This is a genomic window from Paenibacillus lacisediminis (assembly GCF_046567315.2).
In genome coordinates, this window is sequence record NZ_JBKIAX020000004.1 from 349,721 (window position 1) to 375,894 (window position 26,174).

At 50.4% G+C, this 26,174-nt stretch carries 24 protein-coding genes and 1 pseudogene; 2 read left to right on the forward strand and 23 right to left on the reverse strand.

Annotation, left to right across the window (positions count from 1 at the left end; translation table 11 throughout):
* Positions 1-71: 71 nt before the first annotated feature.
* From ACLD72_RS10385 to ACLD72_RS10455, 15 genes are all read right to left on the reverse strand, one after another.
* A complete protein-coding gene (locus ACLD72_RS10385) occupies positions 72-1,181 on the reverse strand; it encodes an amidohydrolase family protein (protein ID WP_458475740.1) in 1,110 nt (369 codons plus the stop codon).
* 32 nt (positions 1,182-1,213) lie between these two features.
* Positions 1,214-2,272: a pyridoxal-phosphate-dependent aminotransferase family protein gene (locus ACLD72_RS10390; protein WP_410997246.1), complete on the reverse strand. Its 1,059-nt coding sequence runs from the start codon at positions 2,270-2,272 to the stop codon at positions 1,214-1,216.
* Positions 2,256-3,047 (reverse strand): ABC transporter ATP-binding protein, encoded by a 792-nt coding sequence (locus ACLD72_RS10395; protein ID WP_410997244.1) that lies wholly within the window; start codon positions 3,045-3,047, stop codon positions 2,256-2,258. The genes ACLD72_RS10390 and ACLD72_RS10395 overlap by 17 nt, the downstream gene beginning before the upstream one ends.
* Before the next feature lie 2 nt (positions 3,048-3,049).
* A complete protein-coding gene (locus ACLD72_RS10400; protein ID WP_458475741.1) occupies positions 3,050-3,802 on the reverse strand; it encodes an ABC transporter ATP-binding protein in 753 nt (250 codons plus the stop codon).
* Positions 3,802-4,668, reverse strand: coding sequence for an ABC transporter permease (locus tag ACLD72_RS10405; RefSeq protein ID WP_410997240.1), 867 nt, complete (start codon positions 4,666-4,668; stop codon positions 3,802-3,804). The genes ACLD72_RS10400 and ACLD72_RS10405 overlap by 1 nt, the downstream gene beginning before the upstream one ends.
* Positions 4,665-5,651, reverse strand: coding sequence for an ABC transporter permease (locus ACLD72_RS10410; protein WP_410997423.1), 987 nt, complete (start codon positions 5,649-5,651; stop codon positions 4,665-4,667). The genes ACLD72_RS10405 and ACLD72_RS10410 overlap by 4 nt, the downstream gene beginning before the upstream one ends.
* Positions 5,651-7,270 (reverse strand): ABC transporter substrate-binding protein, encoded by a 1,620-nt coding sequence (locus tag ACLD72_RS10415; protein WP_410997238.1) that lies wholly within the window; start codon positions 7,268-7,270, stop codon positions 5,651-5,653. Before ACLD72_RS10415 ends, ACLD72_RS10410 begins: the two co-directional genes overlap by 1 nt.
* A gap of 270 nt (positions 7,271-7,540) precedes the next feature.
* Complete coding sequence (locus ACLD72_RS10420; RefSeq protein ID WP_410997236.1) at positions 7,541-8,422, reverse strand: TetR family transcriptional regulator; 882 nt, start codon at positions 8,420-8,422, stop codon at positions 7,541-7,543.
* Between the two features lie 30 nt (positions 8,423-8,452).
* A complete protein-coding gene (locus ACLD72_RS10425) occupies positions 8,453-11,557 on the reverse strand; it encodes an efflux RND transporter permease subunit (protein WP_410997235.1) in 3,105 nt (1,034 codons plus the stop codon).
* Positions 11,554-12,951, reverse strand: a complete 1,398-nt coding sequence (locus ACLD72_RS10430; RefSeq protein ID WP_410997233.1) for an efflux RND transporter periplasmic adaptor subunit — start codon at positions 12,949-12,951, stop codon at positions 11,554-11,556. The genes ACLD72_RS10425 and ACLD72_RS10430 overlap by 4 nt, the downstream gene beginning before the upstream one ends.
* A 163-nt stretch (positions 12,952-13,114) precedes the next feature.
* On the reverse strand, positions 13,115-13,639 hold the full coding sequence (locus tag ACLD72_RS10435; RefSeq protein WP_410997231.1) for a TlpA family protein disulfide reductase: 525 nt from the start codon (positions 13,637-13,639) through the stop codon (positions 13,115-13,117).
* Positions 13,632-14,375, reverse strand: coding sequence for an ABC transporter ATP-binding protein (locus ACLD72_RS10440; protein WP_410997229.1), 744 nt, complete (start codon positions 14,373-14,375; stop codon positions 13,632-13,634). Before ACLD72_RS10440 ends, ACLD72_RS10435 begins: the two co-directional genes overlap by 8 nt.
* Positions 14,368-15,189, reverse strand: a complete 822-nt coding sequence (locus ACLD72_RS10445) for an ABC transporter permease (RefSeq protein WP_410997227.1) — start codon at positions 15,187-15,189, stop codon at positions 14,368-14,370. The genes ACLD72_RS10440 and ACLD72_RS10445 overlap by 8 nt, the downstream gene beginning before the upstream one ends.
* Before the next feature lie 23 nt (positions 15,190-15,212).
* Complete coding sequence (locus tag ACLD72_RS10450; RefSeq protein ID WP_410997225.1) at positions 15,213-15,728, reverse strand: nitrous oxide reductase accessory protein NosL; 516 nt, start codon at positions 15,726-15,728, stop codon at positions 15,213-15,215.
* The gene (locus ACLD72_RS10455; protein WP_410997223.1) at positions 15,725-17,110 is read right to left on the reverse strand and encodes a nitrous oxide reductase family maturation protein NosD; all 1,386 of its coding nucleotides are present in this window, start codon (positions 17,108-17,110) and stop codon (positions 15,725-15,727) included. The genes ACLD72_RS10450 and ACLD72_RS10455 overlap by 4 nt, the downstream gene beginning before the upstream one ends.
* Before the next feature lie 285 nt (positions 17,111-17,395).
* On the opposite strand from ACLD72_RS10455, the pseudogene ACLD72_RS10460 reads away from it, so the two are divergent.
* Positions 17,396-17,524, forward strand: a pseudogene (locus tag ACLD72_RS10460) (transposase); the annotation flags it as partial.
* A gap of 342 nt (positions 17,525-17,866) precedes the next feature.
* On the opposite strand, the gene groL reads toward ACLD72_RS10460, so the two are convergent.
* The 7 genes from groL to ACLD72_RS10495 form a co-directional block, all read right to left on the reverse strand.
* On the reverse strand, positions 17,867-19,492 hold the full coding sequence (gene groL / locus ACLD72_RS10465; protein WP_128632075.1) for a chaperonin GroEL: 1,626 nt from the start codon (positions 19,490-19,492) through the stop codon (positions 17,867-17,869).
* A 262-nt stretch (positions 19,493-19,754) separates the two neighbouring features.
* Complete coding sequence (groES, locus tag ACLD72_RS10470; protein ID WP_036625239.1) at positions 19,755-20,036, reverse strand: co-chaperone GroES; 282 nt, start codon at positions 20,034-20,036, stop codon at positions 19,755-19,757.
* A gap of 256 nt (positions 20,037-20,292) precedes the next feature.
* Positions 20,293-21,051 (reverse strand): twin-arginine translocase subunit TatC, encoded by a 759-nt coding sequence (gene tatC / locus ACLD72_RS10475; RefSeq protein WP_251590523.1) that lies wholly within the window; start codon positions 21,049-21,051, stop codon positions 20,293-20,295.
* A gap of 28 nt (positions 21,052-21,079) precedes the next feature.
* Positions 21,080-21,298 (reverse strand): twin-arginine translocase TatA/TatE family subunit, encoded by a 219-nt coding sequence (locus tag ACLD72_RS10480; protein ID WP_251590525.1) that lies wholly within the window; start codon positions 21,296-21,298, stop codon positions 21,080-21,082.
* Between the two features lie 148 nt (positions 21,299-21,446).
* Positions 21,447-21,932, reverse strand: a complete 486-nt coding sequence (locus ACLD72_RS10485; RefSeq protein ID WP_036625245.1) for a MogA/MoaB family molybdenum cofactor biosynthesis protein — start codon at positions 21,930-21,932, stop codon at positions 21,447-21,449.
* Between the two features lie 96 nt (positions 21,933-22,028).
* On the reverse strand, positions 22,029-22,493 hold the full coding sequence (gene moaC / locus ACLD72_RS10490; protein ID WP_458475742.1) for a cyclic pyranopterin monophosphate synthase MoaC: 465 nt from the start codon (positions 22,491-22,493) through the stop codon (positions 22,029-22,031).
* Positions 22,480-23,157 carry a 5-formyltetrahydrofolate cyclo-ligase gene (locus tag ACLD72_RS10495; RefSeq protein ID WP_410997218.1) on the reverse strand — a complete coding sequence of 226 codons (678 nt, stop codon included), beginning with the start codon at positions 23,155-23,157 and terminating at the stop codon, positions 22,480-22,482. The genes moaC and ACLD72_RS10495 overlap by 14 nt, the downstream gene beginning before the upstream one ends.
* A gap of 235 nt (positions 23,158-23,392) precedes the next feature.
* Here ACLD72_RS10495 and ACLD72_RS10500 point away from each other — a divergent pair, with 235 nt between their 5' ends.
* Complete coding sequence (locus ACLD72_RS10500) at positions 23,393-25,363, forward strand: ABC-F family ATP-binding cassette domain-containing protein (RefSeq protein ID WP_410997216.1); 1,971 nt, start codon at positions 23,393-23,395, stop codon at positions 25,361-25,363.
* A gap of 347 nt (positions 25,364-25,710) precedes the next feature.
* On the opposite strand, the gene ACLD72_RS10505 is transcribed toward ACLD72_RS10500, so the two are convergent.
* Positions 25,711-26,028 (reverse strand): YciI family protein, encoded by a 318-nt coding sequence (locus ACLD72_RS10505; protein ID WP_410997214.1) that lies wholly within the window; start codon positions 26,026-26,028, stop codon positions 25,711-25,713.
* Positions 26,029-26,174 lie beyond the last annotated feature (146 nt).

The following is a 26,174-nucleotide window of genomic DNA, read 5'->3' on the forward strand; positions in this document are numbered from 1 at the left end:
GGGATAAACAGGCCTGGCTCCGGATAATAGGTACATAAAGTTCCGTTATTTTGAAGGCCGAGAGGATAGTGTTAAGACGCTCCGGTTATAACGGAAACGATGCTCTTTCGCAATTGCTCCGCATTCCCCGCCTGATAGGGATCGGCATTAAAGAGAATCGCATCCGCCAGGTAACCTTCCGCAACCCTTCCCAATTCATGGCCGCTGCCAAGAATCTCGGCTGCGGTCGTTGTGGCAGCCTGCCACGCCTCTGCCCAAGACAGCCCGTACTCCGTCAAAGTATCCAACTCTTGGAGATTGTGTCCGTGAAGTTGAGGTGTGGCGTAATCCGTCCCGAATCCGATCCGGACTCCCGCCCTTTGGGCGTATGCGATCGCCTTGGGATGGGCTTCGGCCGCCCGGGCTGCGCGGTCGCAAATCACCGGGTTCAAAGCCAACACGCCTTTAGGGTCGGCGGCAATGCGGTAAATCGATGTCGTGGGCACAAAAGCGACTCCGGACGCGGCAAGCCGCCCGGCCTGATCCTCCGTCAGAAACATGCCGTGCTCTATAGATTCCACCCCCGCAGCAATAGACCAGTCTATGGTCACTCCTCCCCAGGTATGAACCAAGACTTTTTTGTGATGAGCATGCGCATGGCGAACGATGAAGGTGAATTCTTCTTTTGAAAATATCGGATCAAGCACCTTTTCCGTGGGGGCTCCAAGGCCGCCTGTGGCCATAATCTTGATCCAGCCTGCACCGGTGTCAAAAATCGGCTGCAGACGCTGCTCCAGATGCCCCAGGCCACGGCGGGCATCGGCGGCCCCAATCATATCGCTGCTGGCTTGTACCCTTAAAGGATGTCCGTAGTGCTGCACGATATGCCGCACGGTGCTGGGCAAAATGCCACCCGCATCCCTTGCCGTCGTCACGCCGGTGCGAAGGGTGGCTGCAAAAGCCTGCGCTTGCAGCACTTCAATCTCATGCGGGTCGCGTTTCAATTGATCGGCATGGTCAAAATCCGTCCAAGCCAGATGGGTGTGCAGATCGATGACCCCCGGGCTAATCCATAAATCTTCGCCTGGACGATCCGTCACGTCGCGGTGCGGATTTGCTTCGACGATCGAGGAGAACCGGCCATCCTGAATCGTGATATCAAAACGTTTTCCGTTAACCCCTGCTATGTGTACTTGATTCAAGTTTTGCGGTTGTGAGTTTTTATTGATCAAGTTCATTCCCCCCAAACCTGCGAAACGGCCGCTATGGCGTGTTCCGGCTTTTGGCCTAACAACCGGGCGAGCGTTCTGATAGCCTCTTCTACGCTTGGCCGGCAGGCGTTCGCTCCAAAATGGTTGATCCGCAAGAGTTGCCCAAACAATTCTCCATCTCCCGGAGCAACAATCCCTACAGGCTGATCGATCAGTAAACCCGGTTCCCCGGAAGTCCGCACCGTTGTCGTCAGCGTGGAATAAAATCGGCTATCCTTTTGCCAAGGCTCAAGCCCCAAGGCTTTAATTCCAGAAATCGCAGATGCCGCGGCCAATTCATGGCGCCGGATCACACGCTCCAATCCCTCCTCTTCCACAAGCGTCAAGCCGGAGATCAAAGCCCTGGCCTCCAGAGCCGGAATGTTGGGCGGAACCCGCAGCGGTGCCGTGCCATCCCCGTTTGGCTTCAAATCCAGCAGAGACAAGATCGAATTGCGCGGGGCATGCGGGTTCGATTCAAGGAATTCCCAGCCACGCGGCGAAACGCTTACGGCGCTGACTCCGTTAGGGCCGGCCAATGCTTTTTGTGCACCGATAGCTGCGAAATCAACTCCCCATTCATCCACCGGCAAGGCTTCTCCCCCCACCGCCGACACGGAATCCATCACCGTGATAAGATTGAAGTCGCGCGCAATTTTCAATATTTCACGAGCCGGATTGGATCCACCCGTCACTACTTCAGCCTGTACAAAAGAGAGCGCGCACGGCTTAAATTTTTCAATTGCCGCCAAGATCGCTTCCGCAGTAACCACCTCATCAAAGGGGACGGCAACTTGGGCGACCGTGGCGCCGCCGCGTTCCAGCCACTTTCCGAACAAGCTTCCATAGGGACCGGTCACGACATTCAAAATCGTCCGGCCTGGCGCGGAGATCCCGGCGGCCACCGCTTCAATGCCCAGGATCGCCTCCCCGGGGATGATGACCGGAGAATGCTTCGTAAACAATAACTTAGAGAGCTGATGTGTAAGTGTATCATACTCGGATCGGAAAAGCGGTACATATCCTTTAGGTGCTCGGCTCATGCTGATGTAAACCTCCTGTTGTACTTAATTTCGGCATTCTCGGAACAGCGGACAACAACTCGCGGCTATATGCCGTTTCAGGGCGGGCGAAAAACCGCTCCTTGGCATTGATCTCCACCAGCCTTCCCTGCTTCATTACCGCCACTGTATCGCTGATTTCATGGATGACCCCTAAATCGTGGGATATGAACAGCATCGTGAGGTCAAGCTCATCCTTCAACGTGTTAAACAGGTCAAGCACGCTCCGTTGGACGGAAACATCCAATGCGCTCGTCGGTTCATCCGCGATCAAAACGCTTGGTTCCACGCTTAATGCGCGGGCAATGGCAATCCGCTGCCGCTGGCCGCCGGAGAATTCATGAGGAAATCTGTCCAAAGCGCTTTCGGCAATGTGAACGCGGGCCAGCAGCTCCTTGCAGCGTTTCTCGACTTGAGCGCGGTCCACAATACGATGAAACAACAACGCCTCGGACAAAATCTGCCGGATCGAATGCTTGGGATTCAGCGACGCATCAGGGTTCTGAAAGATCATCTGGATCTTTTTGCGCTGCTCACGGCTTCTCCTCTTCTTCAAAGGCTCCGACTCCAGCACGATCTGCCCCTCATCAGGCACAATCAACCCGGCAATCACCCGCGCCAATGTGGATTTTCCTGAACCCGACTCTCCAACAAGCCCAAGCGTGGCATGCTGCCGCACATGCAAATCGATGCCGTCCAGCGCCATAAACCCGCCGTAACGCACCTTGATATTTTTGACTTGCAGGGCTAATTCCATCTTCAAACGCTCCCTTCAAGCTCAGGCACAGGAAGCACCGAGTCCATCAGCATTTGGGTATAAGGGTCTTGAGGGTTTTGCAAAAGACCATACGTCTCTCCCTGCTCCACAATTTTCCCTTCCTTCATGACGCACAGCTTGGAACACAACGCCGCCGCAATGGCCAAATTATGCGTAACAAACACCATGGCAAAACCCAACTCCTGCTGCAAAGCCGAAATCGTTTCAATAATTTGCCGCTGCACGGTTACGTCGAGCGCGGTTGTAGGTTCGTCACAGAGCAGAATCCCGGGTTTGCACGCCAGGGCGATGGCGATGACGACGCGCTGGCACTGGCCGCCCGACAACTGGCTCGGATAGCGGTCGGATATCTTCAAGGAATCCGGCAGTCCAAGCATTTCCAGCAGTTCCAACGCTGCTCTGCGGGAAGCCCTTCGGCTTAATCGCTGCCGGTAATACACGACTTCCGTCAACTGCTGTACAACCGGACAAAGCGGATCCAGCGCCCCTCTGGGGTCCTGAAAAACCATCGCGCTTCCGGCATCGCTCTTAATCACTCCGCCGGCCTGCTCGACACCGCGCGGAAGCAGTCCCAGAATCGCACGGAGTGTAAGCGATTTTCCCGAGCCTGATTCCCCGACTAACCCCAACGTTTCTCCCCTGTTTAACGTAAAGCTGACGTTATCGACCAATTTGGGGTTTGATTTGGCCGCCAGCGATAGGGATTCTACTTCCAAAACCGGAGTTGTTGACATCATTTTTTCCTCCATAGGTCCGCCAACCCGTCACCCACAAGAGACAAGGCAATTCCCGTATACACTACGGCCAAGCCCGGAACCGCCGAGAGCCACCAGGCTGTGGTGATAAACGGCTGGCCGTCGGATATCATCGTCCCCCAATCCGGGGTTGGCGGGGTAATGCCGATGCCCAGATACCCGAGCGTAACAATGGCAACAAGCAGCCCAACCATATCTGTCATGAGGACGACAATCGCTTGAGGGAGCACATTGGGCAAAATATGGCGCAAAATGATTTTTACACCAGGCAGTCCCAAGGTTTGAGCGGAGGCTACCCATTCCTGGCGGCGAAACGAAGCGGTCAATCCCCTAGTCACTCGGGCAAACACAATCCAGCCGACCAAGATAAAGGTGATATAAATCCCCCGCTGCCCGGCTCCGCTGGCAAAAGCGACGATAATTACAATCAAATAGAACGGAAAAGCGATAAACGTATCGGTAATCAGCGAAATGACGGAATCCACCCATTTTCCGTAATACCCCGCGACCATGCCGAGAAATACACCGGTACAAAACGGAACAATTTCAGCCAGCACCATAATGGTCAAATCCGTCCGCGCCGCATATATCAATCTCGTAAACAAATCGCGGCCCAATTGGTCGGTCCCCAGCCAATGTTCGGCAGACGGGGGCTGCAAAAATGCGCTCAAATTTTGCCCGGAAGGATCATAGGGGCTAATCAACGGGATGAACACCGCCAGCAGAACAAGCGCCGCAAGCATTATACTCCCCGCCAGAAGCGAAGGAGTACGCCGGATTCGGCTGATGACGCCCGGCTTTTTACCACCCTCCTGCAACTCGGGGTTTATGGTTATAGTTCTCATTGTTTTCCTTTCGTTCTGGGATCAAGCCACCAGGAGATGATCTCAACCAGAAGACTAATCATCACAACACCAATCGCACAATATAGCGCAATGCCTTGAATGACCGGGAAATCCCGATTAGAAATGGAAGTGAACAGTAGGCTGCCGATCCCCTTGATGCCAAACACCTGCTCCACGACCAGCGTGCCGCCGATCAGATACGAAATGTTGACGCCAAGCAGCATCAGCGTCGGCAGAGCCGCATTCCGCACCACATGCTTGAACAAAATCACGCTGCTTGGTATTCCCGCAGCTTTCAAGGTGACGACAAAATCCGCCTCCAACACTTCAAGCATCTGCACTCTTAACGAGCGGACGAGGGTGGGAATCTGCGAGAACGCAACGGTAATCGCCGGAAGTGTAAGACTGTGCAAAGTCCCGATCCAGCCTTCGCGTACCCCGCCAACCGGGAACCAGCCCAGACGAACGCTAAACGCCAAAATCAAAAGCAAGCCAACCCAAAAGATTGGCATGCCCAAGGTTACGGTAGGAAAGATACGGATCAAATGATCCGGCAGTTTATCCTTCTGCGTAGCGGCCAGTACAGCCAGCAAAAGGGCGATCACGATCGCCGCAAAACAAGCCATCCCGATCAGAAGCAAGGTAACCGGAGCCCGCTCGGCAATCAACTCTCTTGTAGAGGTACCGGCAATGATGGAATTGCCGGTGTCTCCTTGGGTGAAGAGCGTCTTCACAAACCGGACGAACTGCTCCCCTAAGGGGAGGTCCAGCCCGAGAGTATGATGCATACTCTCGATGGCTTCAGGCGTACTGTACTCTCCCAGGATCATTTTTGCAGGGTCCCCCGGCACGATTCTGATCAGGAAAAAAACGGCGGTCATCACGCAGAGGATCACGGCGATGGCTCTTACGACAGCCGTCACCAGCCACCTGTACGAGGCCTGGGTCCCTGCCGGTTGATTTAACGTTTTACTCCGTTTCATCATTTTTGGATACGCACATCTTCAAAGCGGAGGCTTCCATTAGGCAAAACCACAAGGCCTTCCACGGAAGAACGGACGCCTTTCAGAATATCCGGATAATAAAGCGGAATATACGGTACTTCATCCGCCAGCGTTTGCAGCAGTTTGGAGTAAACTTCGGCCCGGCCTTCGCCATCCGACGTTGTTTGGCCTTCATGCAGAAGCTTGGTTACTTCATCGTTTGTGTAATGCGTCCAGTAGGATTTGCTGAAGCCCTCCGGATCGGTTTGGAACGCAATAATCGAATTCGCGTCGGGCGAATCGGCTTGCCCGCTGTTCAGCATGGCCGAGAAATCATAAGCGAAAAACCGCTCGCGGAAGGTCGCCAACTCAATGGACTCGATTTCGATGTTAATCCCGATTTCCTTGCCTGCCGCTTGAATAATTTGTGCTTCCTGCGCTCTTGTGCTGTTGCCGGACGCCACCAAGAGTTTGGTGGTGAAGCCGTTAGGGAAGGCCGATTTGGCCAGCTCCTTCTTGGCGGCGGTTAAATCGAAATTCAGCGGTTTGATCGTATCGTTGGCGTTATAAGGAATCGCCGTCGGCAGCAAGGAATTCGCAGGTTTGGCATAGCCAAAGGTCAGCGCATTGGTCAAACCTTCGCGGTCAAGAGCCAAAGCCAAAGCCCGGCGGACGTGGACATCGGAAAAATGCTTATCCAGCGTATTGAAGAACAGCTGCTCCGTCACCCAGCTGCCATTGGTTAATACGGCAGTGTCGGGGCCTTGCTTGATCTCATTGGCATTTTGCAGCGCCAGGGACTCGATCGCGTCCACTTCCCCGGCCTTAAGCTGGTTGATCGCCTGACTGTCATCTTGAATCAGCTTGTAGACAAGCTTGTCGATATAAGGCTTTCCTTCCTGCCAATAGTAAGGGTTCTTCGTAAAGGTCACATCGCCTGCCGGATCCAACTTTTCAACAACAAACGGACCTGTACCTACCGGATGTTTGAGGAACTCTTCTTCGGAAACCCCGCCGAAATTGTTCGGAATAATGCCGTTGGAGAAGTTGGACAGCTCCGAAATAAACGGAGTGTACGGCTCTTTGAGCGTAATGACGAGCGTGTGGTCATCCTGCGCTTTAACGGAATCAACCTTGGCCGCGATCGCAAGCGGACCGCCAACCTCCAAATGCCGTTTCAGCGAAAATACAGCATCCTCCGCCGTTACATCCGTGCCGTTGGAAAATTTCAAGCCGTCCCGCAGCACAAACGTATAGGTCAATCCATCATCACTAACGTTATGGGACTTGGCCAGCCAATCGATAATTTTGCCGTTGCTATCGAACGAAACCAGAGATTCAAATACTTTGTCAATCGCAAAAGCATTGTTCGCCGTAATCTGATTATGCAGATCAAACGAGGTCACCGATGCGGGCCGTCCATAGACGAAGGTTCCTCCCGCCGCAGGCTCTTTCGAATTTCCGCTTTGCTCCGCGCTTTGATTGGTGTTTTGCTGTGTTCCATTATTTTGATCCGCAGCATTTTTAGCTCCGGAGCATCCGGCAACCAACACCAATAATAAAATGGCTGATAGGCCTAACCCTAACGATTTCTTTAAAGACGTTTTGTACTTTAACACAGCTGCCCCTCCTTAACTAATAATTCCTATGAATTTAGTATGAAAAGTATTATGAACCACTCCTCCGTATCTGTCAAACAAAAAATCACGATAATGGCGCGGGTCAAGTTTATTTTTTCCAATGCAGGAAATGAATTTGTTTTAACGGCAAACGGTTTTACTTATTTATACAATTTGACACTTTTTTCGGAGGCGGCAAAAAACGCGGCCCCGAGAATTTCGGAAGCCGCGCTAAGCTTAATTTGTTGGCAATTATTTATCGGTATGCGCCTAAGCCCTTAGAACCTCTCTCATCCGGGTACAGTTCTCCCGCAGCTGTGGAATCTGTTCCAGGAAGAGCAGTAATGCTTTAATGGTGGCTGTTTCGGCGGCTTCCTCCGACAGTTCTTGCTGCAGCCGGTCTAAAATTTGTTGGCATTCGGATTTGTCCGTTTCGTTCAGATCAAGCTGGTCAAGGGAGGACTGCATTTTTTGCATGAGCGATGTAATCTGTTTCCATCTGGTCCAGGGCTTCCCCAAGGCTTCATAAATACTCACGTTATGCTTCCACATGATCTCGTAATGGTTATCAGGGTTCGTCATCCCTCGCATCAGAATATCACTGATACTGGTAATAAACCGAACCAATGATTTGTACTCGGCATCGTACAATTCCCAATCGCTGGACCGGATGTAGCTTATAGCCATGCTTTTGATCGCAAAAATCACATCATAATAATAGGCATTCCACTCGGTTCCATACAGATCGCTCATCAAGTCCAACAGCCGGATCGTTATCCTCGACTCAACGCGTTCCGTGACCTGGGCAATTTTAACATCGTTCGATTCAATCGTGGGAAATGGCAAAAAGACCATATGCAATTTGCTTTTGTAGACACGCTCAAGCGCGATCAAATAATAATTAGCCAATCTTTCCCTGGGGGAAAGGTGGGAATTAAGCTGCAGTTTCTCGTATTCTCTCTCCAATTCCTCATCTATCCACATAATGGCACTCAGCAAAAGCTCTTCTTTACTCTTAAAATATTTATAAAATGAGGCTTTCACCATGCCGCAGCTGCGGGCAATTTCATCGACGGAGGTAGCTTCGTAACCTTTTTCGGAGAACAAAGAAAGCGCTGTTTGAACAATCTCTTCATTGGTTATCTTTTTCATTTTCCCTCACTTTTCATCACCAGCAATTTTTTATAACGAATGACTTTCATCCAAACTTAGTGCCGCGTTTTTATTTTGTCTTTTTAATTTAAATTTTGCAATGATCAAATACAGCGAAGGAACAACAAACAAAGTTAACAAGGTTGAATAGATTAGCCCGAATATAATGGTGAATGCCAGCGGTTTAAACAGGATTTCGCCCATGGCGGCAATCGGGATCATGCCAACAATCGCGGTAACGGACGTCAGCAAAATGGGCCGAAATCTAGCACGGGTCGCCGAAAGAATGGCTTCGTTAAGTTCCGCACCTTCCCTCCGGGCATCCTCAATAAATTCCAGCAAGACAATTCCGTTCCTGACGACAATTCCGGCTAATGCCATCACTCCCAATACACCCATGAAGCTTACGGGCATATTCATTAAAAACAGACCAAGCAATCCGCCAGCGACGGCCAGGAAGACCGTTGTCAAAATAATAAGCGGCGCCGAAAAAGAATAAAACTGTAAAAAAATCAAAAAGAAAATCAGGAAAATCACCACAATAAAAAGTTTGCCCAATTCAAGCAAAATTTCGTTTTGTCCGGAGATTTCTCCGTCAACTTCCCAGGTATATCCCGGGGGGAGAACCATGTGATTCATCTTGCCTTTAACCTCGTGAACAACCTCATTAGCCGTACGTCCATATACATCCGCATCGATGCTTATTGTACGTTTTAAATTATAATGATTTATTTTTTGCGTTGCAAAGGACGGTTTCATTTCAACCAGCTGCGTGAGCGGAATCTGCAAACCTGCCGCATTGGTTACGTTCAGCTGCTGAAATAAGTCTTGCGGGTTTTGATCCGCCTTGTCCAGGCTTAATTTTATTTGCACCAAATCGCTGCCGGTATCAAACTCACTGAATTGCAGCCCGTTCCCCAGCAATAACAAAGTATTGGTTAAATTGCTGTAGCTTACCTGATAGTGGTCCATGGCTTGTTTAGTGATTTGAAAGTCCAAAAGATAACGTTCATTTTCCATATTGTCATGGACATCCAGTGTGCCTTCCGTATTCATTATTTCTTTTTTTACGGTTTGGGACAGGTTCTGCAGTTGATTCAGATCGTTTCCGGAGATGCGAATCGAAACCGGCTTGCCCAAGGGCAAGCCCAATTTGGGAATTTTCAGGGTAATCGTTTGTCCCGGATATCGATCCGGCAATTCGGCCGACCATTTCTTCACCATCCCCTCTGCATCAAACATCTCTTCCTCGCCCATAACGGCAACCTGACCAATGGTCGGACCTGTTCTGTCATCTGCAGTCATATCCTGGAATAACATCGGGGCATTGCCCCCGGCAGCATAGGTAACCGTCTTGACATGGGGCTGCTGACGCACCCATTCGGCAATCTCTGCTGTTATTTCCCGGGTTTCCTCAAGGGAAGTGCCTACCGGCATACGCACATTGATGCTTAACTGCGGATCGTCCGTTCCCGGAAAAAGATCCAACGAAGTGATTAGCACCAGGCCGTATAACAAGGTACTGATCAACAACCCGCCTGCCGCATACAACCCGGGACGTTGAATGGCTTGGGGAACCAGCTTTCCGGCGTATATATCACGCAATTGGTCAATTTGTTTTCCCAGCAGCCCCGGAGGTTTCAGCGGCCGCTCCTCCTTCTTTGCGTTTGCCCGATTTCCATACCACTCCCGAAAAATAGGAATTATCGTCAATGACATCAACATGGATGCAAGCAGGGTGAAGATGACCGCGTATGGAAGCGGTTTGGCCAACGATCCCGCGTCCCCCGTCATAAAGAGCAACGGGCCAAAGGCGGCCACCAAAGCTAAAGTCGCTGTCAGAATAGAAATGGCAACTTCTTTTGTCCCCCTTAGAGCAGCCTCTTTGGGAGATTCTCCAAAGGTTAATAATCTTCGTTCAATGTTATCGTTAACTACAACCGCATCGTCCACCAAGATCCCCATCACAATAATAAGCCCGATTACCGTAATTTGATTTAAAGTTACGCCGATCATGGGCAAAATAATTAATCCGATGGCTATGGAAATGGGGATGGCCAGCGCCACAACGAATGAAGTCACCAAATTAAGCCCTAAAGTACATACCAAGATGACGGAGGCAATGGCAAACAGCATTTCCCGCGAGAGATGATGGAAAATATCATCAATCCGATCGCTTTGGGAAAACAAGGTATGCAGCCGATAATCCTTCGGCAGGGTGTCTTTTAAAGCAAGCACTTCCCGATTCACTTTCTCATACATGCGCTCGACATCGGCTCCCGTATTCCCCATCACCGTCAGGACGATGGCCTGCTCGCCATTGTAATAGGCCATGTAACTGGATTGACTATGGGCAAGCAGCACGGTGCTGACATCTTCCAAATAAACGGGAACCCCTTCCGCCGTTTTTGAAATCATGATGCGGTTCAAATCGGATACATTCCGCGACTGCTCCACATGAAGCTGGTAGGTCATCTCGTCGTAATCCAGGTTGCCGAGCGGAGTCCGTTCGTTTTCATGCTGCACCGCCTGCATCAACTGCTCCCAGGTGATTTGGTACTGCCGCAGTTTGTCGGCATCCATTTGAATCCGCACTTCCTGGTCAGGAAGTCCCTGAACAATGACCTGTGCTACGCCGGAAACGGTGCTGATTTGATTTTTCCAGTCGGTAACCAGATCATTTAATGCGTACAATTGTTCGGGCGAATCGGCAGTGATGGCATAGGAATGGATCAAGGTTTTGTTCAAATTTTCATTGATTACGGGTTTCTGCGCATTTTTCGGCAATGAGGCTTCCAGATCATCAATTTTTTGCCGTATTTTTTGCCAAATCTCCTCCGCGTTCACCGCGCCTTCCGTCTCTACCGTAATGGTGGACAACCCGTATTCCGAGGTGGATTCCAAAGTTTTAATATGTTCAACTTCTCTAAATTTCTGCTCCAATAGGATGGTGATATCCTGCTCCACCTTCTCAGGTCCGGCCCCGGGATAAACCGTCGTGACGATCGCTGTTTTCTGGATAATCCGCGGCATTTCCTGTCTGGGAAGCTGGCTGAGCTCAAAGACGCCGAAGACCAGAGCCATGGCAAAAATAAAAATGGTCAGCTTCTTTTTGCGGATAAAATATTCTATCACTTGGTTTCCTCCTCCACATACTGGAGGTTTAATCCATCATAGATTAAATTGGCGCCAATCGTAACGATTTGATCTCCGACCGAGAGGCCGTCGATAATTTCCAGTTGGTTCTCAATCAAATCGCCGACTTTGACGGCGGTCTTCACCGCTTTTTGATTCACTACTTTGAATACGTAGGTCTCATTTCCGTTGCTAAGCACGGCTTGCGCGGGAATAACAATTTGCTTGCTTTGTTCAGTGAGCAGCCCGGCTTTGACCACTTGCCCGGGTGTCCAGTCTCGATCGGCGTTATCAACAATAACTTCAACATTGATGGAACCCGTATTCGTGTTTGTAGTTGGATAGATACGATGAACCATCCCTTCCCGGGTCTGATTATACTGGCTGAGCTTGACTTTCTGGCCCGTTTCCCAATTTTCAATGTCGTGATCCGGAACGGGAAGCAATATTTTCAATTTGTCAATTTGACCAATCGTATAAGCCGGTTGACCGGCTGCAGCCAGTTCTTCCGCTGTCACGTTTTTGGCCAGGACCGTCCCTGAAATGGGGGACTTCAATGCCGTTTTGGCCAAGGCAAGTTCCGCCTCCTTTTTAGCCACCAGAGCTTGCTCCCGCTGGGAAGAAGCCTGTTCAAGCGCCGCTTGCGCCTGCTCTCTGGCAGCAACGGCAGACTGCTTGGCTGACTGGGCTTGCCGTACGGCCGCCTGCGCCGATTCAAGCTCTTCTTCCGTCGCTCCCTCTTCCAGAAGAGACAAAGCGTTCTGGGCGTCATCAAAGTTTTTGGATGCATTGGTTGAAGCCAATTGGGCTTGTTCCCATTCATTTAATGAAGCCAATCCCTCAGTATACAGCGACTGAATGCGATCTGCGTCCGTCTGTGCTTTGGCCAGTGCCGCCTGCGCCCGATCAACCTGAGTTTGCGCCTGGGCTATTTGTTGCTGGCGAGCACCTTTAAGCAGTTGGTTTAAGGATGCCGTAGCCGAGGACATTTGCGCTTCGGCCGAGGTTATGGAAGCTCCTGCCGACGACAGGACGGCTTTCGCATTTTTGATCCCCGCTGCTGCCTGTGAAAGAGATGTGTTGGCTTTTTCAAGCTGCAGTTGATAAGAGGAACTATCCAATTGGGATAATAGTTGATTTTCCACAACCGAATCCCCTACTTCAACATTGGCCATTTCTACAATTCCCGATAATTCAAAAGCAACGGAAACGTCTTTGTACGCCTCAAGCGTACCCGAAAGGTTTAATGAACCGGCAACCGGCACCATCTCCACTTTCATGGTGGTAACCTTTTGCACGCTTGCGCCAGCTTCTTCCGAATCTGCTGAAGAACAGGCCGAACTCGTAACAAGCAAAGTGCCGATCAGTGTGAGTTGCAAACCACGTTTTAGCAAGATTCTCTTCCCTCCCTAGAAAATAGACTTTTAAGTTTATTTTTAAACTCAATAGTATGATTTGACTATTATAGTTTATTCACAAAATCACTGTCAACAAGGAATAAGCATTTTTCAGACAAAAAAACGCGGCCCCGAGAATCCCGGAATCCGCGCTGTACGTTTAATTTACTGAATTTATATAAGTTTGAAGCTGCTCCTCACTGCTAATTTCCCCGATGATCGGGTGGGCGATGTTCCCAGCCTGATCGATCACATAGGTAGTCGGCAGGGCAGAAACCTTGTATAAGCCCGATATTTTGCCGGTTGCGTCGATCATGACGGGGAAGTCAAATTGATGGCCGGACAAAAATTCATTTACGGTTCCTTTCGACTCCCCCACATTCACAAACAGGGTTACGACATCCGAGTCATTGTCATGGGAGATTCGATGGATGAGCGGCATTTCCTTGACGCAAGGTCCGCACCAGGATGCCCAAAAATTAAGCACGATGACTTTGCCACGATATTCGTCAAGCGACAGCTTCTCGCCGTAAGTATTTACCGCCTGGAATACGGGAGCGGGGCTTCCGATACTTAATCTCTCATGGGCAGGATGAACCCCGCTATGATGACGATTGGATAAAACAACCCAAAGTACGGCACCGGCGCATAAAAAAGCGATCAAAAATGTTAATTTTCTATTCATCCTCTTGCTCGCCTCGCGAATCCAATTCCAGACTCTGTTGAAAAGCTTTATGAAGCGGAAAAGAGCCGTATATTTCACGAAAGTGCCGTACTGAGCCTTCGCCGCAAATGCGTCCTGTATTCAGAAAGATGACGTAGTCCGCCAATTCTTCGGCAATATCCAATTGATGGGTCGAGAAGAGAACCGTTTGGCCTTCAAGTTTTACGTCCTTCACCAGGTTTACAAATTGTTTCATCCAGTAAGGATCCAGGCCATTGGTCGGCTCATCCATGATGACCAAGGGAGGTTTCGACAACATCGCCTGGGCAAAAAGAACGCGCTGCCGCATCCCTTTTGAAAAAGTGCTGACCAGTTTGTTTTTCTTTTCTTCCAGTCCAACAAGGCTTAAAACTTCCTGCACTCTTTGTTCAGGCACCTTGCGCAACGCGGCCCAAAAAGACAATATTTCTGCCGCCGCCATTCCCTGCGGGAACTGAAAATCATCGGGCATATAACTCATCTGTTCGGCGAATTTCTTTCTGTCCTGTTTCCACTGCAACCGGTTGACGTAAATTTCACCCGATGTAGGCTTAAGGATGCCTGCAACCATACGCAGCACCGTACTTTTCCCCGCTCCGTTTCCACCGCATAGACCAACAATGCTGCCGGGTTCTAGCCGGAAAGAAACATCCTGGACGATCCGCTGCCCTTTTATCGTTTTGTTTACATTCGCGGCAACCACAAAAGCTTCAGCCACGCCGTCTCCCCCTTTCCCAAATCCAGCAGACAACCGACAAGGAGATCAACAGCCAAGCCACAAACAAGAGCAAAAACATAACACTGCCACTAGGACGTTGAATCCAGCTTACCCATTGGTAATATTCCGGCCCAAGCACGGAACCGCCTCCAAGCTTAATCACCACAAACAGCCTGACAAATTCCGCCGGGTTTAAGAACGTCAGAAAAATGAGCAGAGGTTTTGTCCATAAATATGGCAGGAATCCAAGGACAGCGATTAATATCGTCGGCCAGCCGATCACCGCAAAAAACCAGATCATCACCGAAATGGTCATGGCCTGCCAGCGATTTTTGGACAATGACCCGATCAATAACGCTAGCGTCAAAAAAAGCAGCACTAGCCCGCAAGAAAACAGAAAAAAGAGCAAATACGTATTTACTTCGAAAACGATCCCAAAAAGGGCGGTGATCAAGCCCATTAAGCCATAACCAAATGAGATAATGGTCAACAAGACGATGGATAAGCCGAAGTATTTCCCCAGCAGAAAAGGAATCGTTCCCAAAGGAAATGTCGATAACAGCTGCCAGCTGCCTTCTTCTTTTTCTGCGGTTAATGAAAACGACCCTAGAAAAAGCGCCATCAATGGGAGCAAGTACAATATTAAACTTAACATCGAGCCGGTTACCCCGGAATACCCGCTAATCTCATTTTGCGAATTTACCAGCAGCAAACAAAGGCTAAACACGGAAAATAAAGCTAAAAATGAGTAAGCCCACGGGTTTCGCAGTCCAACCTTGATTTCTTTCTTCGCAACCTGCAGCATATCTGACATGGCTATAACCTCATCTTTTAAAATTAATGACCCTGAGCTTCCCCTTCGCTATGCATATGCATGTCCATGTCCATCATTCCTTTGCTTTGCTCCCAGGTGTGATTATTCAGATCCGCCGCGCTTAACAATTGCCCTACGCCCTGCTCCTTGATAAATTCCTCCGCGGATGCCTTGTCTTTAAAACTAATGATCCCGTAAGCCATGGGCGTACGAAGGGAAGGGTCATAGACGTATGTTGCCTTGGCGAACTCAATCCATGCTTTGTCGTTGTAATCACGAACAAAATCCATTCCGATATCGTCCGTACCGTTTTGCTTTTTCCATTCGTTCATACATCCAATGTCATCGAATTTTAAACTCTTGCCTTCTTTCGTAACGATCTGAGTGGCATAGGCGTCATCCTTGACCTGCATATTGCAAATGACGCAAATATCAACATCCTCATTGATAGGCTGCGCAGTATACGTTTTCGTTCCACAGCCGGCAAGCGTAAGCAAGGCGATCAAAATTAAACTCAAAGCAGATAATCCCTTTTTCATGATTTGTTTACCCCCGCATAGATTATTGTTATTACCGATGTTAAAAACAGCAAAGAAGCCACGATGAGCATAAAGGTTTTACTCGAAATATACTCCCTATCCATTGATGAATCCGCGGCGATGACCGGCGTATTCAGATTCATGCGCGGCGAACTGTCCGTGGTCCAGCTTTTTTGATCATTCTCATACATGCCGCTTAAAAAGCTGATCCCGGGTGATTGAAAAAAAAGCTGGAAGGCGGAATCTTTGGCGGTTAACTCCCGGTAAAACGGATTGATCGAATATGTAATTTCGCTAATCCCGTCATTGTTCAAGTCCAAAACGCGGGACGAATCCCAGAAATTCCGTTCAATTTGGTTTATTTTGCTGTCCGTTGCTTCCGCCTCAATCACATTAGCCACAAAATCGTTTTCATGAATGAGGTTGTTTTCCGCATCAACAAACTGGATACCTACGAAATTTCGGTATATCGAATTGTTTCTTATTTCATTGCGGCTGGACAACTCAAGATATAATCCCACCCGGTTTCCGTCCACCACATTTTTCTCAACCAGGGACGTTTGCACATCATAAAGCAAAATCCCTTGCGAATTGACGTTATTGCTTTGTTTAGCGAAGGAGTTGCCCGAGACCAGCACATCCTTAACCCCCATAATCATGGCCCCTGTGATGTTGTACTCGCCCCGATTTTCCACGATTTTCGTTCCATCGATGTACATGCAATGAATACCGTAGCGTGATCCAAGAATCTGGTTGCCCATAATGTCCAAGTTCTTGCTGTTCTCCAGATATATACCGTCCCTCATACTCAGGATTTTATTTCGTTCAATGACGGTATTATCCGAATTGTACAGATCGATCCCATTGCCTTTTTGCCCCATCTTGGCGGTTCCCAAGTTTCTATCCCAAGAAATGAAGTTGCCTGTGACCACGCCGCCGTTGGAATCGCGCATGATAATTCCGAATCCGCGGGTGGTCATCCGCAAATCTTGTACGGTTACGTTGTCAGCCCGTACATTGACAGCCGCCAGTTCTTCCCCGGCTTGTTTCTGAAAAATGTTGATCCCCTGAACGACGACCCCGTCAGCTTGGATCGTTATCCCCGATACAGGCTCCTCGTTTAACAACGACACTTTGCCCGAACCCTGTATGATTAATTGCTTATTAATAAGGACCGGCCCGGAATAATTCCCTTCCGGCAACACAATGCGGTCTCCCGGTTTTGCCTTATTAACGATATCCTGCAGAGAAGAGGCGGATTCATTTAATGGTCCATTGTCGCTCTCAGAAGCATATACAGCGGACGCATCCCCAAATGAATGACCTAGCAGAAACACACCGGACAGAATAAAAATGATCCATTTACTTTTGATATTCAGCATTTTCTCCCGATTCGGACACTCCCCTCTACAAAATATCCCAATAGCATCATAAGCTATAACTTTTGATTCTTTATATAGCCCATTTGAGTGATAAAATTCATAAAAATCCGTTGTTTTATGTCTTTTCTATGACAATTTGTCAACGATGAAGAGGCGTCACGATTCGCCGAGGTCAGCGCAGCTACCTTTTGCACCGTAGCCGCCCTCGAGCAGTGTCACAAATCGACGCCAGGTGAAGGGGCTGTCTAAAGGGTTCGTGTCTTGGCGTCTGGGTGCCTCGGTGTCTTGGTGTCCCTGCCTGCAGCCTTTGCACGATTATCCCTTTCGTTCAGCGAGCAGGCCTGCTTGGAGGCGCTGATCGCGATGAAGTGGCCGCACGGCTTCGTCTGTCCGCGCTGCGCTCACACCCGGTGCCCCTAAACCTGATTCCTTCTCCTAAGCCCGTCTAAATTATCTCGAAATCTGCTTCTCCCAAATATTTTCTTCTCCCGAGCTTGTCTGTTTCTCTGCAACCTGATCAAAGGAGATAATCGTGCAAAGTCTCCGGACAGCGAGTGTTGATCTGCCGCCCAACCCACCGGTCTTCCCTATCCTCAAGCTGATTTTTGCTCTGCGAAAGTTGAGTTGTAAATTCTATAATCTACGCAAAAAAGCTTCTCACGGGCATATGCCCGGAGAAGCTTTTTAATATTTTATGTGGTTAAACGGCGTTTCCGCTCACGGAAACTTTTGATGCATAAGGGCGGGTGGCCCTTATTACATCATGCCCATGCCGCCCATTCCGCCCATGTCCGGAGCGGCTGGTTTTTCCGGTTCCGGTTTGTCGGCGATCACCGCTTCGGTCGTCAGGAACAGACCGGCTACGGAAGCTGCGTGCTGCAGCGCGGAACGAGTTACTTTAGCAGGGTCCACGATACCGGCTTCGATCATGTTCACCCATTCGCCAGTAGCAGCGTTGTAGCCGATGCCCACTTTTTCTTTCTTCAGACGGTCCACGATTACGGAGCCTTCTTCGCCAGCGTTTGCGGCAATCGTACGAACTGGTTCTTCCAGAGCACGAAGCACGATGTTCACGCCGGTTTTTTCGTCTCCTTCAGCATTAACGGCTGCTACCGCGCCATATACGTTCACGAGTGCCACGCCGCCGCCGGATACGATGCCTTCTTCAACGGCTGCGCGAGTTGCGTTCAGAGCGTCTTCGATGCGCAGTTTGCGTTCCTTCAGCTCGGTTTCCGTAGCTGCGCCGACCTTAACAACCGCTACGCCGCCGGCCAGTTTAGCCAGACGTTCTTGCAGTTTTTCTTTGTCGAACTCGGAAGTTGTTTCTTCCAGTTGCGCACGGATTTGGTTCACGCGAGCTTGGATGTCAGCTTTATCGCCGCTGCCGTCCACAATCGTCGTGTTTTCTTTCGTAACGATAACTTGACGTGCGTTACCGAGTTGATCCACAGCCGTGCTCTTCAGATCAAGGCCGAGTTTTTCGGTGATCACTTGACCGCCTGTCAGAGCGGCGATGTCTTGCAGCATTGCTTCACGGCGGTCACCGAAGCCAGGAGCTTTAACGGCTACCGCGTTGAACGTGCCACGCAGTTTGTTCACGATCAGCATCGCTTGAGCTTCGCCTTCGATATCTTCAGCGATGATCAACAGCGGTCTGGATTGTTGAACGATCTTTTCCAGCAGCGGCAGGATTTCTTGCGTGCTGCTGATTTTCTTATCGGTGATCAGGATGTACGGATTGTCAAGTACGGCTTCCATTTTGTCCGTATCAGTGATCATGTAAGGAGATACATAACCGCGATCGAACTGCATCCCTTCAACCACTTCAAGTTCGGTGGCGAAACCGCGGGATTCTTCCACAGTGATAACGCCGTCTTTGCCTACTTTTTCCATCGCTTCGGCGATCAATTCGCCAACTTCTTCGTCAGCGGCGGAGATAGCGGCAACTTGGGCGATCGATTGTTTGCCTTCGATCGTTTTGGAGATGTTCTTCAATTCTTCAACAGCCGCGCGAACCGCTTTGTCGATCCCTTTGCGCAGGCCGATTGGGCTGGCACCAGCCGTAACGTTTTTCAAACCTTCGCGGATCAGCGCTTGCGCCAGAACCGTAGCGGTCGTCGTACCGTCACCGGCAACGTCGTTCGTTTTGGTAGCTACTTCTTTAACGAGTTGGGCGCCCATGTTTTCAAAAGCGTTTTCCAGTTCGATTTCTTTAGCGATCGTAACACCGTCATTCGTGATCAGCGGGCTGCCGAATTTTTTCTCCAGCACCACGTTGCGGCCTTTCGGTCCAAGCGTTACTTTTACTGCATTCGCCAACGCGTCAACCCCACGAAGCATTGCGTGGCGGGCGTCTTCACTGAATCTGATCTCTTTTGCCATGATTATATTACCTCCCTGATAATGTTGGATGAAAATTCATTCGTATATTTCGGCTTAAAGAAGTTGTTCAAAAAGTCATCTTTTGATCACGAAGCAAGTCACGAGGTGGACTCGACATCGAATCTTGAATTCAGCCGGGCCTTCCGTTGCTCACGTAGCCTTACCTACGCTTCGCTACTCAGTCCCTGGCTTCATCCAACCTTCTCGGTGCTGAAAACCTGACTTTTTGAACTCGCACTTAAAGTTCGCCTACCGGCAGTTCTTAGCCGATGATCGCGTGAATGTCGCTTTCTTTCATAATCAAATATTCTTTGCCTTCGTATTTCACTTCGGTGCCTGCGTATTTGGAGAACAGCACGCGGTCGCCTTCTTTAACTTCAAGCGGAACACGCACCCCATCCTTCAAAGTTCCGCTGCCTACAGCGATTACTTTGCCTTCCTGCGGTTTTTCCTTGGCCGTATCCGGAAGCACAATGCCAAATGCCGTTGTCTCCTCTTGTTCGATCGGTTGTACCAGAACGCGTTCACCTAAAGGTTTGATCATGAAAAAACAGCCTCCTTTAAATATGTTGGGTTAGGGTTTTGTAAGATCATATGTATTAGCACTCGATCTACTCAAGTGCTAACAACCACTTTTATATTACTCAACTTGCGGACAGATTTCAAGTTTCTTTGTGCAATTTTTTTCTATATTTTATAGGCGTGAAGACGCCCTTCCCATTGTATCCTCTAGGTTGGAAAAATATTCCTGAACACCAGCATGCACAAAAAAACACGCCCCATCTCAAAGGCGCGTTTCCTTATTTATATTTCTCCGCCAACTCCGCATCCGCCGCCACGATCTTGTTATACACCCGCTGCGACAAAAGCACGCTCAGTTCATACAAAATAACGAGCGGAATCAGCACCATAAAGGCAGACAATAAATCGGCGGGAGTGATCATCACCGAAATGACGACCAGCGCGAAATAAGCGACCCGGCGCATTTTCCGCAGCAGTTTTGGCGTCACGATCCTAAGCTGGGTCAAAAACAAAATGATCAGCGGCAGCTCGAACAGCAGCGAAATCGGCAACACGAGACTCATCATAAATTTGAAATAGTCCGCCATGCCGTACGTTTCGACCAAACCAAGCTGCTTGTTGAGCGACCCCGTAAACGACATCGCCAACGGAAATACGACATAATAACCGAAGGCGAGCCCCACCAAAAAACAGATAAATACGAACGGAATATATTTCACGGTCGCCCTGCGTTCCGCCGGCTTCAGCCCCGGGCTGACAAACGCCCAGACCTGGTACAGCGTAAACGGGAGCGTAATCCCCAGCGACACCAGCATGGCGATTTTCATGTAGACGCCGACACCATCCCAAAACGAAAAGGCGTTCAGTTCGATTTTCACGCCGGAAATGGCATTTGTCGTCAAATAATGATAAATCGGATCGACCACAAAAAAAGCGCCGACCAGCACGATGACAAAAACGATGCAGACCAGCATCAACCGCCGCCGCAGCTCCGACAGATGGTCGACGATACTCTGCAGTTCCTGCTCTTCAGCCATCAACCGTCCTCCTCTTCCCGCCATGAGCTCATTCCGGGAGCCGGCGGTCCTCCGGTTTAGGGCTTTCGGCGCGGGCAGGGGCTGGTTCCGTCCGCTTCACTTCCGGCACATCGTCAACAATGTCCCGCGTCGCCTCTTTGAATTCCCGGAACGTTCGGCCTACGGCCCGTCCCAAATCCGGCAATTTATTCGGTCCAAACAGCAGCAACGCCGCAATGACAATCAATAAAAATCCGCCTGCGCTCATCGCACCAGTCTCCTTTCGCTATATCCAATAAATAGGCAGGGATATGACACGGTTCTAACCACACGCCCACATCATACCATAACGAATGTCACAGTTACAGTCCATTTATTTTACATTCCGGCAAAAAAAGACGGTAAAAGTGCAGTGATTACAAGCGGAATTGACCGGTTACCATCAGCAGGGCTTCCGGCAATTGTTCCATAATGGCCGCCAAATTTTCATGCACGCCTTTCGGCGTACCCGGCAAATTGACGATCAGCGTGCGGCCGCGAATGCCGACAATCCCGCGGAACAACATCGCCGCCGGATTTTTTTGCATCGCCGCATATCGCATCGCTTCCGCCATGCCCGGAACCTCGCGTTCGATGACCCGTCTCGTCGCTTCCGGGGTGACGTCGCGGATCGCCAGCTCCGTTCCTCCGGTAGTGAATACCAAATCCGCATGAAAATAATCGGTCATTTCAATCAAAGCCGCAATAATTTCATCCGGCTCATCGGGAACGATCCGGTATTCCACGATTTCGCCGCCCAATTCCTCTTCCACCAGTTCGCGGATAACCTGGGCGCTCGTATCTTCACGTTCGCCTCGGGCTCCTTTATCGCTCGCTGTAAGGATCGCTGTTTTCCAAACCATGAAGTCACCCTCCTTATCCATTGTAGGAACTCCAAATTCAGTGGTCATGCTGGGATCATCAATGCTGAGTTCCGTATTCTTAAGCCCTGCCGAGCCTTACGGCCGGACGTAATCTCCGCTTTTTCCGCCCGTTTTCGAACGAAGCAGCGTTGGGCCGATCACCATGTCTTTTTGCAGCGCTTTGCACATGTCGTACACGGTAAGCGCTGCGGCGGAAACCGCTGTGAGCGCCTCCATTTCGACGCCGGTTTTCCCTTCCGTTTTCACCGTGGCCGCCACATACAGCTCGTCCCGTCCATTATCGGTGAACGTGATATCCACGCCCGTAAGCGGCAGGGGATGGCACATCGGTATCCAGTCGGACGTCCGTTTCGCGCCTTGAATCCCGGCCACCTGGGCGACGGCGAGAACGTCCCCTTTGCCAACCCGGCCTTGTTTTATCGCTTCAAGCGTAGAGGGAAGCATCGAAATCTTCGATTCGGCCACGGCGACGCGGACGGTCGCCGTCTTGCCGGAAATGTCCACCATACGGGCTCTGCCTTGCTCATTAAAGTGAGTCATCCCTTGTCCCGATTCCGAGTTCATCAAGCTTATCACTACTTTCCTTCATATATATCGTTCCGGTTGCCGCAAACAGCAGGTCCAGCCTAAAATCATGCCGCTCCATCGGAACCTTGCCGGGAACGATCAGCTCCTGCAGCGCCAGCGCGGTCAGGACCACCCGGCCCGTTCCTCCGCTGTACTCCGCCAATTCCCCGATCAGCCGATCGTAATAACCCGCCCCAAAGCCGATCCGACCTCCGCTGCGATCAAAGGCCAGCCCCGGCACAAGGATGAAATCGAGCTCCGGATACCGGGCAGGCGGCCAAACCGGCGATTCATCCCCCGGTTCGGGAATGCCCCAGGTGCCAGGAACCAAATCCGCTTCCGTGCTTATTTCGTGCAGGGAGAGCAGGCGATTCTCGCGGATTTTGGGAACGAGTATCCGGTCTCCCTGCGCAAGGCAACTGCGGATCAGCGGACGTGTATCGGGTTCGTCCCGGAAAGACACGTAACTCATCACGTTAAGCCGGCCGCCCCGTTTTTGGCGCAGCGGATTCAGCACGTCCCGCTCGGCCCAGACTGCCGCAGCCGCCGACTGCTCCGCTCGCGCGGCTTCAGGGATGCTTGCCCGAACTTGGGCCATCCGCCGGCGCAGCTCTTGTTTCGCTTCCGCAAGCTCCATCCCTCGTCTCCTTCCGTACGCGGCATAAGTGCGCATATCATCATTGATTATGCAAAAAAAGTCGAGTTATCTCTATGAACTAGTTTATCATTGTTATATGAAAATGAAAACTGACCGTAAAAGGCAAACCGGCCGTATGTTCCCTCAATGAGCGGTGCATTTAACGTTCGTTTCATGTACACTAAATATAATGATCATGTTCTAATGATAATGTTTTTGGAGGATAGAATCGGATATGCTGCTTCAAGCTACGAACATCACAATATTATACGGAGTTACCCCCGTACTGGAAGGTATCAGCCTGCAAGTGCTGGAACGGGACCGCATTGGTCTCGTTGGTGTCAATGGTGCCGGCAAATCGACATTTCTGCAAATTTTAGCCGGTGAATTATCCTATGATGGCGGTCAAATCTTCAAAGCGAAGGAAACAACGATCGGTTACCTGGCGCAAAACAGCGGGCTGCAGTCGGACCGCACCATTTGGGAGGAAATGCTCGCCGTCTTTGCTCCGCTGATCGAGACGGAGCGCGAGCTGCGGCGGATGGAAGAGCAGATTGCCGATCCCGGGCTGGCCCGGGACGAGAAAGCGCATCAGGATTTGCTCGACCGTTATGCGCTCAAATCGGACTGGTTTAAGGATCATGGCGGCTACGAGATCGAAACCCGCATCCGCAGCGTTCTGCACGGTATGGGTTTCGGAGCTTTCCCGCCGGACACCGTCATCTCTACCTTAAGCGGCGGACAACGGACCCGGTTGGCGCTGGCGCGGATTTTGCTCCAGGCGCCCGATTTGCTGATGCTTGACGAGCCCACCAACCATTTGGACATCGAAACGCTGACCTGGCTGGAGGATTATTTGCGGAATTATTCCGGGGCCCTGCTGGTCGTGTCCCATGACCGCTATTTTTTGGACCGGCTGGTCACCTCCATCGTCGAAATCGAACGTCATCAATCGCGCAAATACACCGGGAACTACAGCCGGTTTATCGAACTTAAGGCGGCGGAATACGAGAGCCAAATGAAGCAATATGAAAAACAGCAGGACGAAATCGCCCGGATGGAAGCTTTTATTCAACGGAACATCGTTAGAGCCTCTACGACCAAACGGGCCCAAAGCCGGCGCAAGATGCTGGAAAAGATGGACGTCATCGACCGCCCGCAGGGCGATTTGAAAAGAGCCAACTTCTCCTTTGAAGCCGAGGTCATGAGCGGCAAGGACGTGCTGCAGGCCGATCATCTTGTATATTCGTTCGAAAACAAGCAGAAGCCGTTGTTCCAAAACGTCTCCTTTTCACTCCAGCGCGGAGAGACGGTCGCTCTGATCGGACCCAACGGCATCGGGAAATCGACACTGCTTAAAATGTTGACCGGGGATCTGAAGCCTGCCGCCGGAAAAATCACTTGGGGCGCCAAGGTAAAAATCGGCTTTTACGATCAAGAACAGACCAACCTGAATCCGGGCAATACGGTGCTTGAAGAATTGTGGAGCGCCTTCCCCCATATGGAGGAGGCGCGCATTCGCACCGTGCTCGGCAACTTCCTGTTCAGCGGCGAAGACGTGCTGAAGAAGGTAGCGGCGTTAAGCGGCGGCGAAAAAGCCCGGGTCGCGCTCGCCAAGCTGATGCTGCAAAAAGCAAACGTCCTAATTCTCGACGAGCCGACCAACCACTTGGATTTGTTCAGTAAAGAGGTTCTGGAGTCCGCTTTGCTTGAATATGACGGCACGCTGCTGTTCATATCCCATGACCGTTATTTCCTGAACAAAATCGCGGAGCGCATCGTGGAGCTGCATCCAAACGGAGCGGAGCATTTCCTGGGCAATTACGACGATTATTTGGCGAAGAAGCAGGAACTTGCGGAGCTTGCCGCGGAAAAAGCCGGAGCCGGCGAGGTTAAAGCAGGCGCGGCCAACCGGGCTGTTCCTGCGGCGGACCAGGCGTCCGCCGCCCAGAAATCAGGAGCCGCTTCCTATGAAGCCGACAAGCAGGCCAAACGCGAAGAACGCAACCGGCAGCGGAGGCTGGAGCAACTGGAGGAAACGATCGCCAAGCTGGAAGGCGACATCGCCGCCTTGGAGAGCGAGCTTGCGCTGCCTGAGGTTTACCAGGATTACATGGCGGTTCAGGAACGTCAATCGGCCATCGAACGGCACAAGGAGCAGTTGTCTTCCGCTTATGAGGAATGGGAAGCTTTAGCCGAAGCGTAAGATGGATTTTACGACACCTTCACAAAATTTTTTTATTTTACAAAACGAAAACAATAAAGCAAATTATGCACAAACTTATCCACATTATCCTGAATCATTTTTACATTAAAACGGCCTTCAGGGCCGTTTTTTTGCGGGTAAACTAGGTTTTTTCACAAAAACGCCTAATTATCCACCAACTTATTCACATTATCCACAGTTTTCAGAAAACAAACGCAGGTTATTTCCGCAAACGTAATCATAAGCTGACAGGCAAGCTTTCATTATTTTTTCATAAATTTAGCCAACAATCTGTGGATAACCTTGTCCACATCTTGACAAAATCAGACTTTTTTCTTCCCCTTCCATTATCCCATTCCCAAATGCCGGTTTTCTTCGCACGATATTTCCCAGGTTCGAAGCTCATAGTTCTCGGCTCCCGATTTCACGAACGGATCGCGTTCGGCGATTTGCCGAGCCTGCTCGATCGTGTCCGCTTCGATGACGATCATCCCGCCTTTATAGTCGGTAAACGGACCGCACATGACCAAATGTCCCAGCCTGTCCAGTTCCCTTAAATGGGCCACATGTCCGCGGATCAGCCCCTCGTCAAGGCTTTTCCCGGGATTCAACGTAAGCAAAATGACGTATTTTGTGAATTTTGATGCCTCGGACTTCGTTTTCATGCCATTTCCTCCTGTCAAGTTACTGATTCTTTTTTCCCGCTTTTCCGTTAAGCCGCTTCGCCGCTCGCCTCCCGCCTGCAAACCATCCGAAATGCCTATTGCCCTCCTGGTTTTAAACTCTTTATGATCGAATAGAGCGAAAAATA

What these genes read in the sequence shown, in the direction of transcription:
- ACLD72_RS10390 (WP_410997246.1), bottom strand. Translation starts at nt 2,272, where the DNA reads ATGAGCCGAGCACCTAAAGGATATGTACCGCTTTTCCGATCCGAGTAT.
- ACLD72_RS10395 (WP_410997244.1), bottom strand. Translation starts at nt 3,047, where the DNA reads ATGGAATTAGCCCTGCAAGTCAAAAATATCAAGGTGCGTTACGGCGGG.
- ACLD72_RS10400 (WP_458475741.1), bottom strand. Translation starts at nt 3,802, where the DNA reads ATGTCAACAACTCCGGTTTTGGAAGTAGAATCCCTATCGCTGGCGGCC.
- ACLD72_RS10405 (WP_410997240.1), bottom strand. Translation starts at nt 4,668, where the DNA reads ATGAGAACTATAACCATAAACCCCGAGTTGCAGGAGGGTGGTAAAAAG.
- ACLD72_RS10410 (WP_410997423.1), bottom strand. Translation starts at nt 5,651, where the DNA reads ATGAAACGGAGTAAAACGTTAAATCAACCGGCAGGGACCCAGGCCTCG.
- ACLD72_RS10420 (WP_410997236.1), bottom strand. Translation starts at nt 8,422, where the DNA reads ATGAAAAAGATAACCAATGAAGAGATTGTTCAAACAGCGCTTTCTTTG.
- ACLD72_RS10435 (WP_410997231.1), bottom strand. Translation starts at nt 13,639, where the DNA reads ATGAATAGAAAATTAACATTTTTGATCGCTTTTTTATGCGCCGGTGCC.
- ACLD72_RS10445 (WP_410997227.1), bottom strand. Translation starts at nt 15,189, where the DNA reads ATGTCAGATATGCTGCAGGTTGCGAAGAAAGAAATCAAGGTTGGACTG.
- ACLD72_RS10450 (WP_410997225.1), bottom strand. Translation starts at nt 15,728, where the DNA reads ATGAAAAAGGGATTATCTGCTTTGAGTTTAATTTTGATCGCCTTGCTT.
- ACLD72_RS10455 (WP_410997223.1), bottom strand. Translation starts at nt 17,110, where the DNA reads ATGCTGAATATCAAAAGTAAATGGATCATTTTTATTCTGTCCGGTGTG.
- groL (WP_128632075.1), bottom strand. Translation starts at nt 19,492, where the DNA reads ATGGCAAAAGAGATCAGATTCAGTGAAGACGCCCGCCACGCAATGCTT.
- groES (WP_036625239.1), bottom strand. Translation starts at nt 20,036, where the DNA reads ATGATCAAACCTTTAGGTGAACGCGTTCTGGTACAACCGATCGAACAA.
- tatC (WP_251590523.1), bottom strand. Translation starts at nt 21,051, where the DNA reads ATGGCTGAAGAGCAGGAACTGCAGAGTATCGTCGACCATCTGTCGGAG.
- ACLD72_RS10480 (WP_251590525.1), bottom strand. Translation starts at nt 21,298, where the DNA reads ATGAGCGCAGGCGGATTTTTATTGATTGTCATTGCGGCGTTGCTGCTG.
- ACLD72_RS10485 (WP_036625245.1), bottom strand. Translation starts at nt 21,932, where the DNA reads ATGGTTTGGAAAACAGCGATCCTTACAGCGAGCGATAAAGGAGCCCGA.
- moaC (WP_458475742.1), bottom strand. Translation starts at nt 22,493, where the DNA reads ATGACTCACTTTAATGAGCAAGGCAGAGCCCGTATGGTGGACATTTCC.
- ACLD72_RS10495 (WP_410997218.1), bottom strand. Translation starts at nt 23,157, where the DNA reads ATGGAGCTTGCGGAAGCGAAACAAGAGCTGCGCCGGCGGATGGCCCAA.
- ACLD72_RS10500 (WP_410997216.1), top strand. Translation starts at nt 23,393, where the DNA reads ATGCTGCTTCAAGCTACGAACATCACAATATTATACGGAGTTACCCCC.
- ACLD72_RS10505 (WP_410997214.1), bottom strand. Translation starts at nt 26,028, where the DNA reads ATGAAAACGAAGTCCGAGGCATCAAAATTCACAAAATACGTCATTTTG.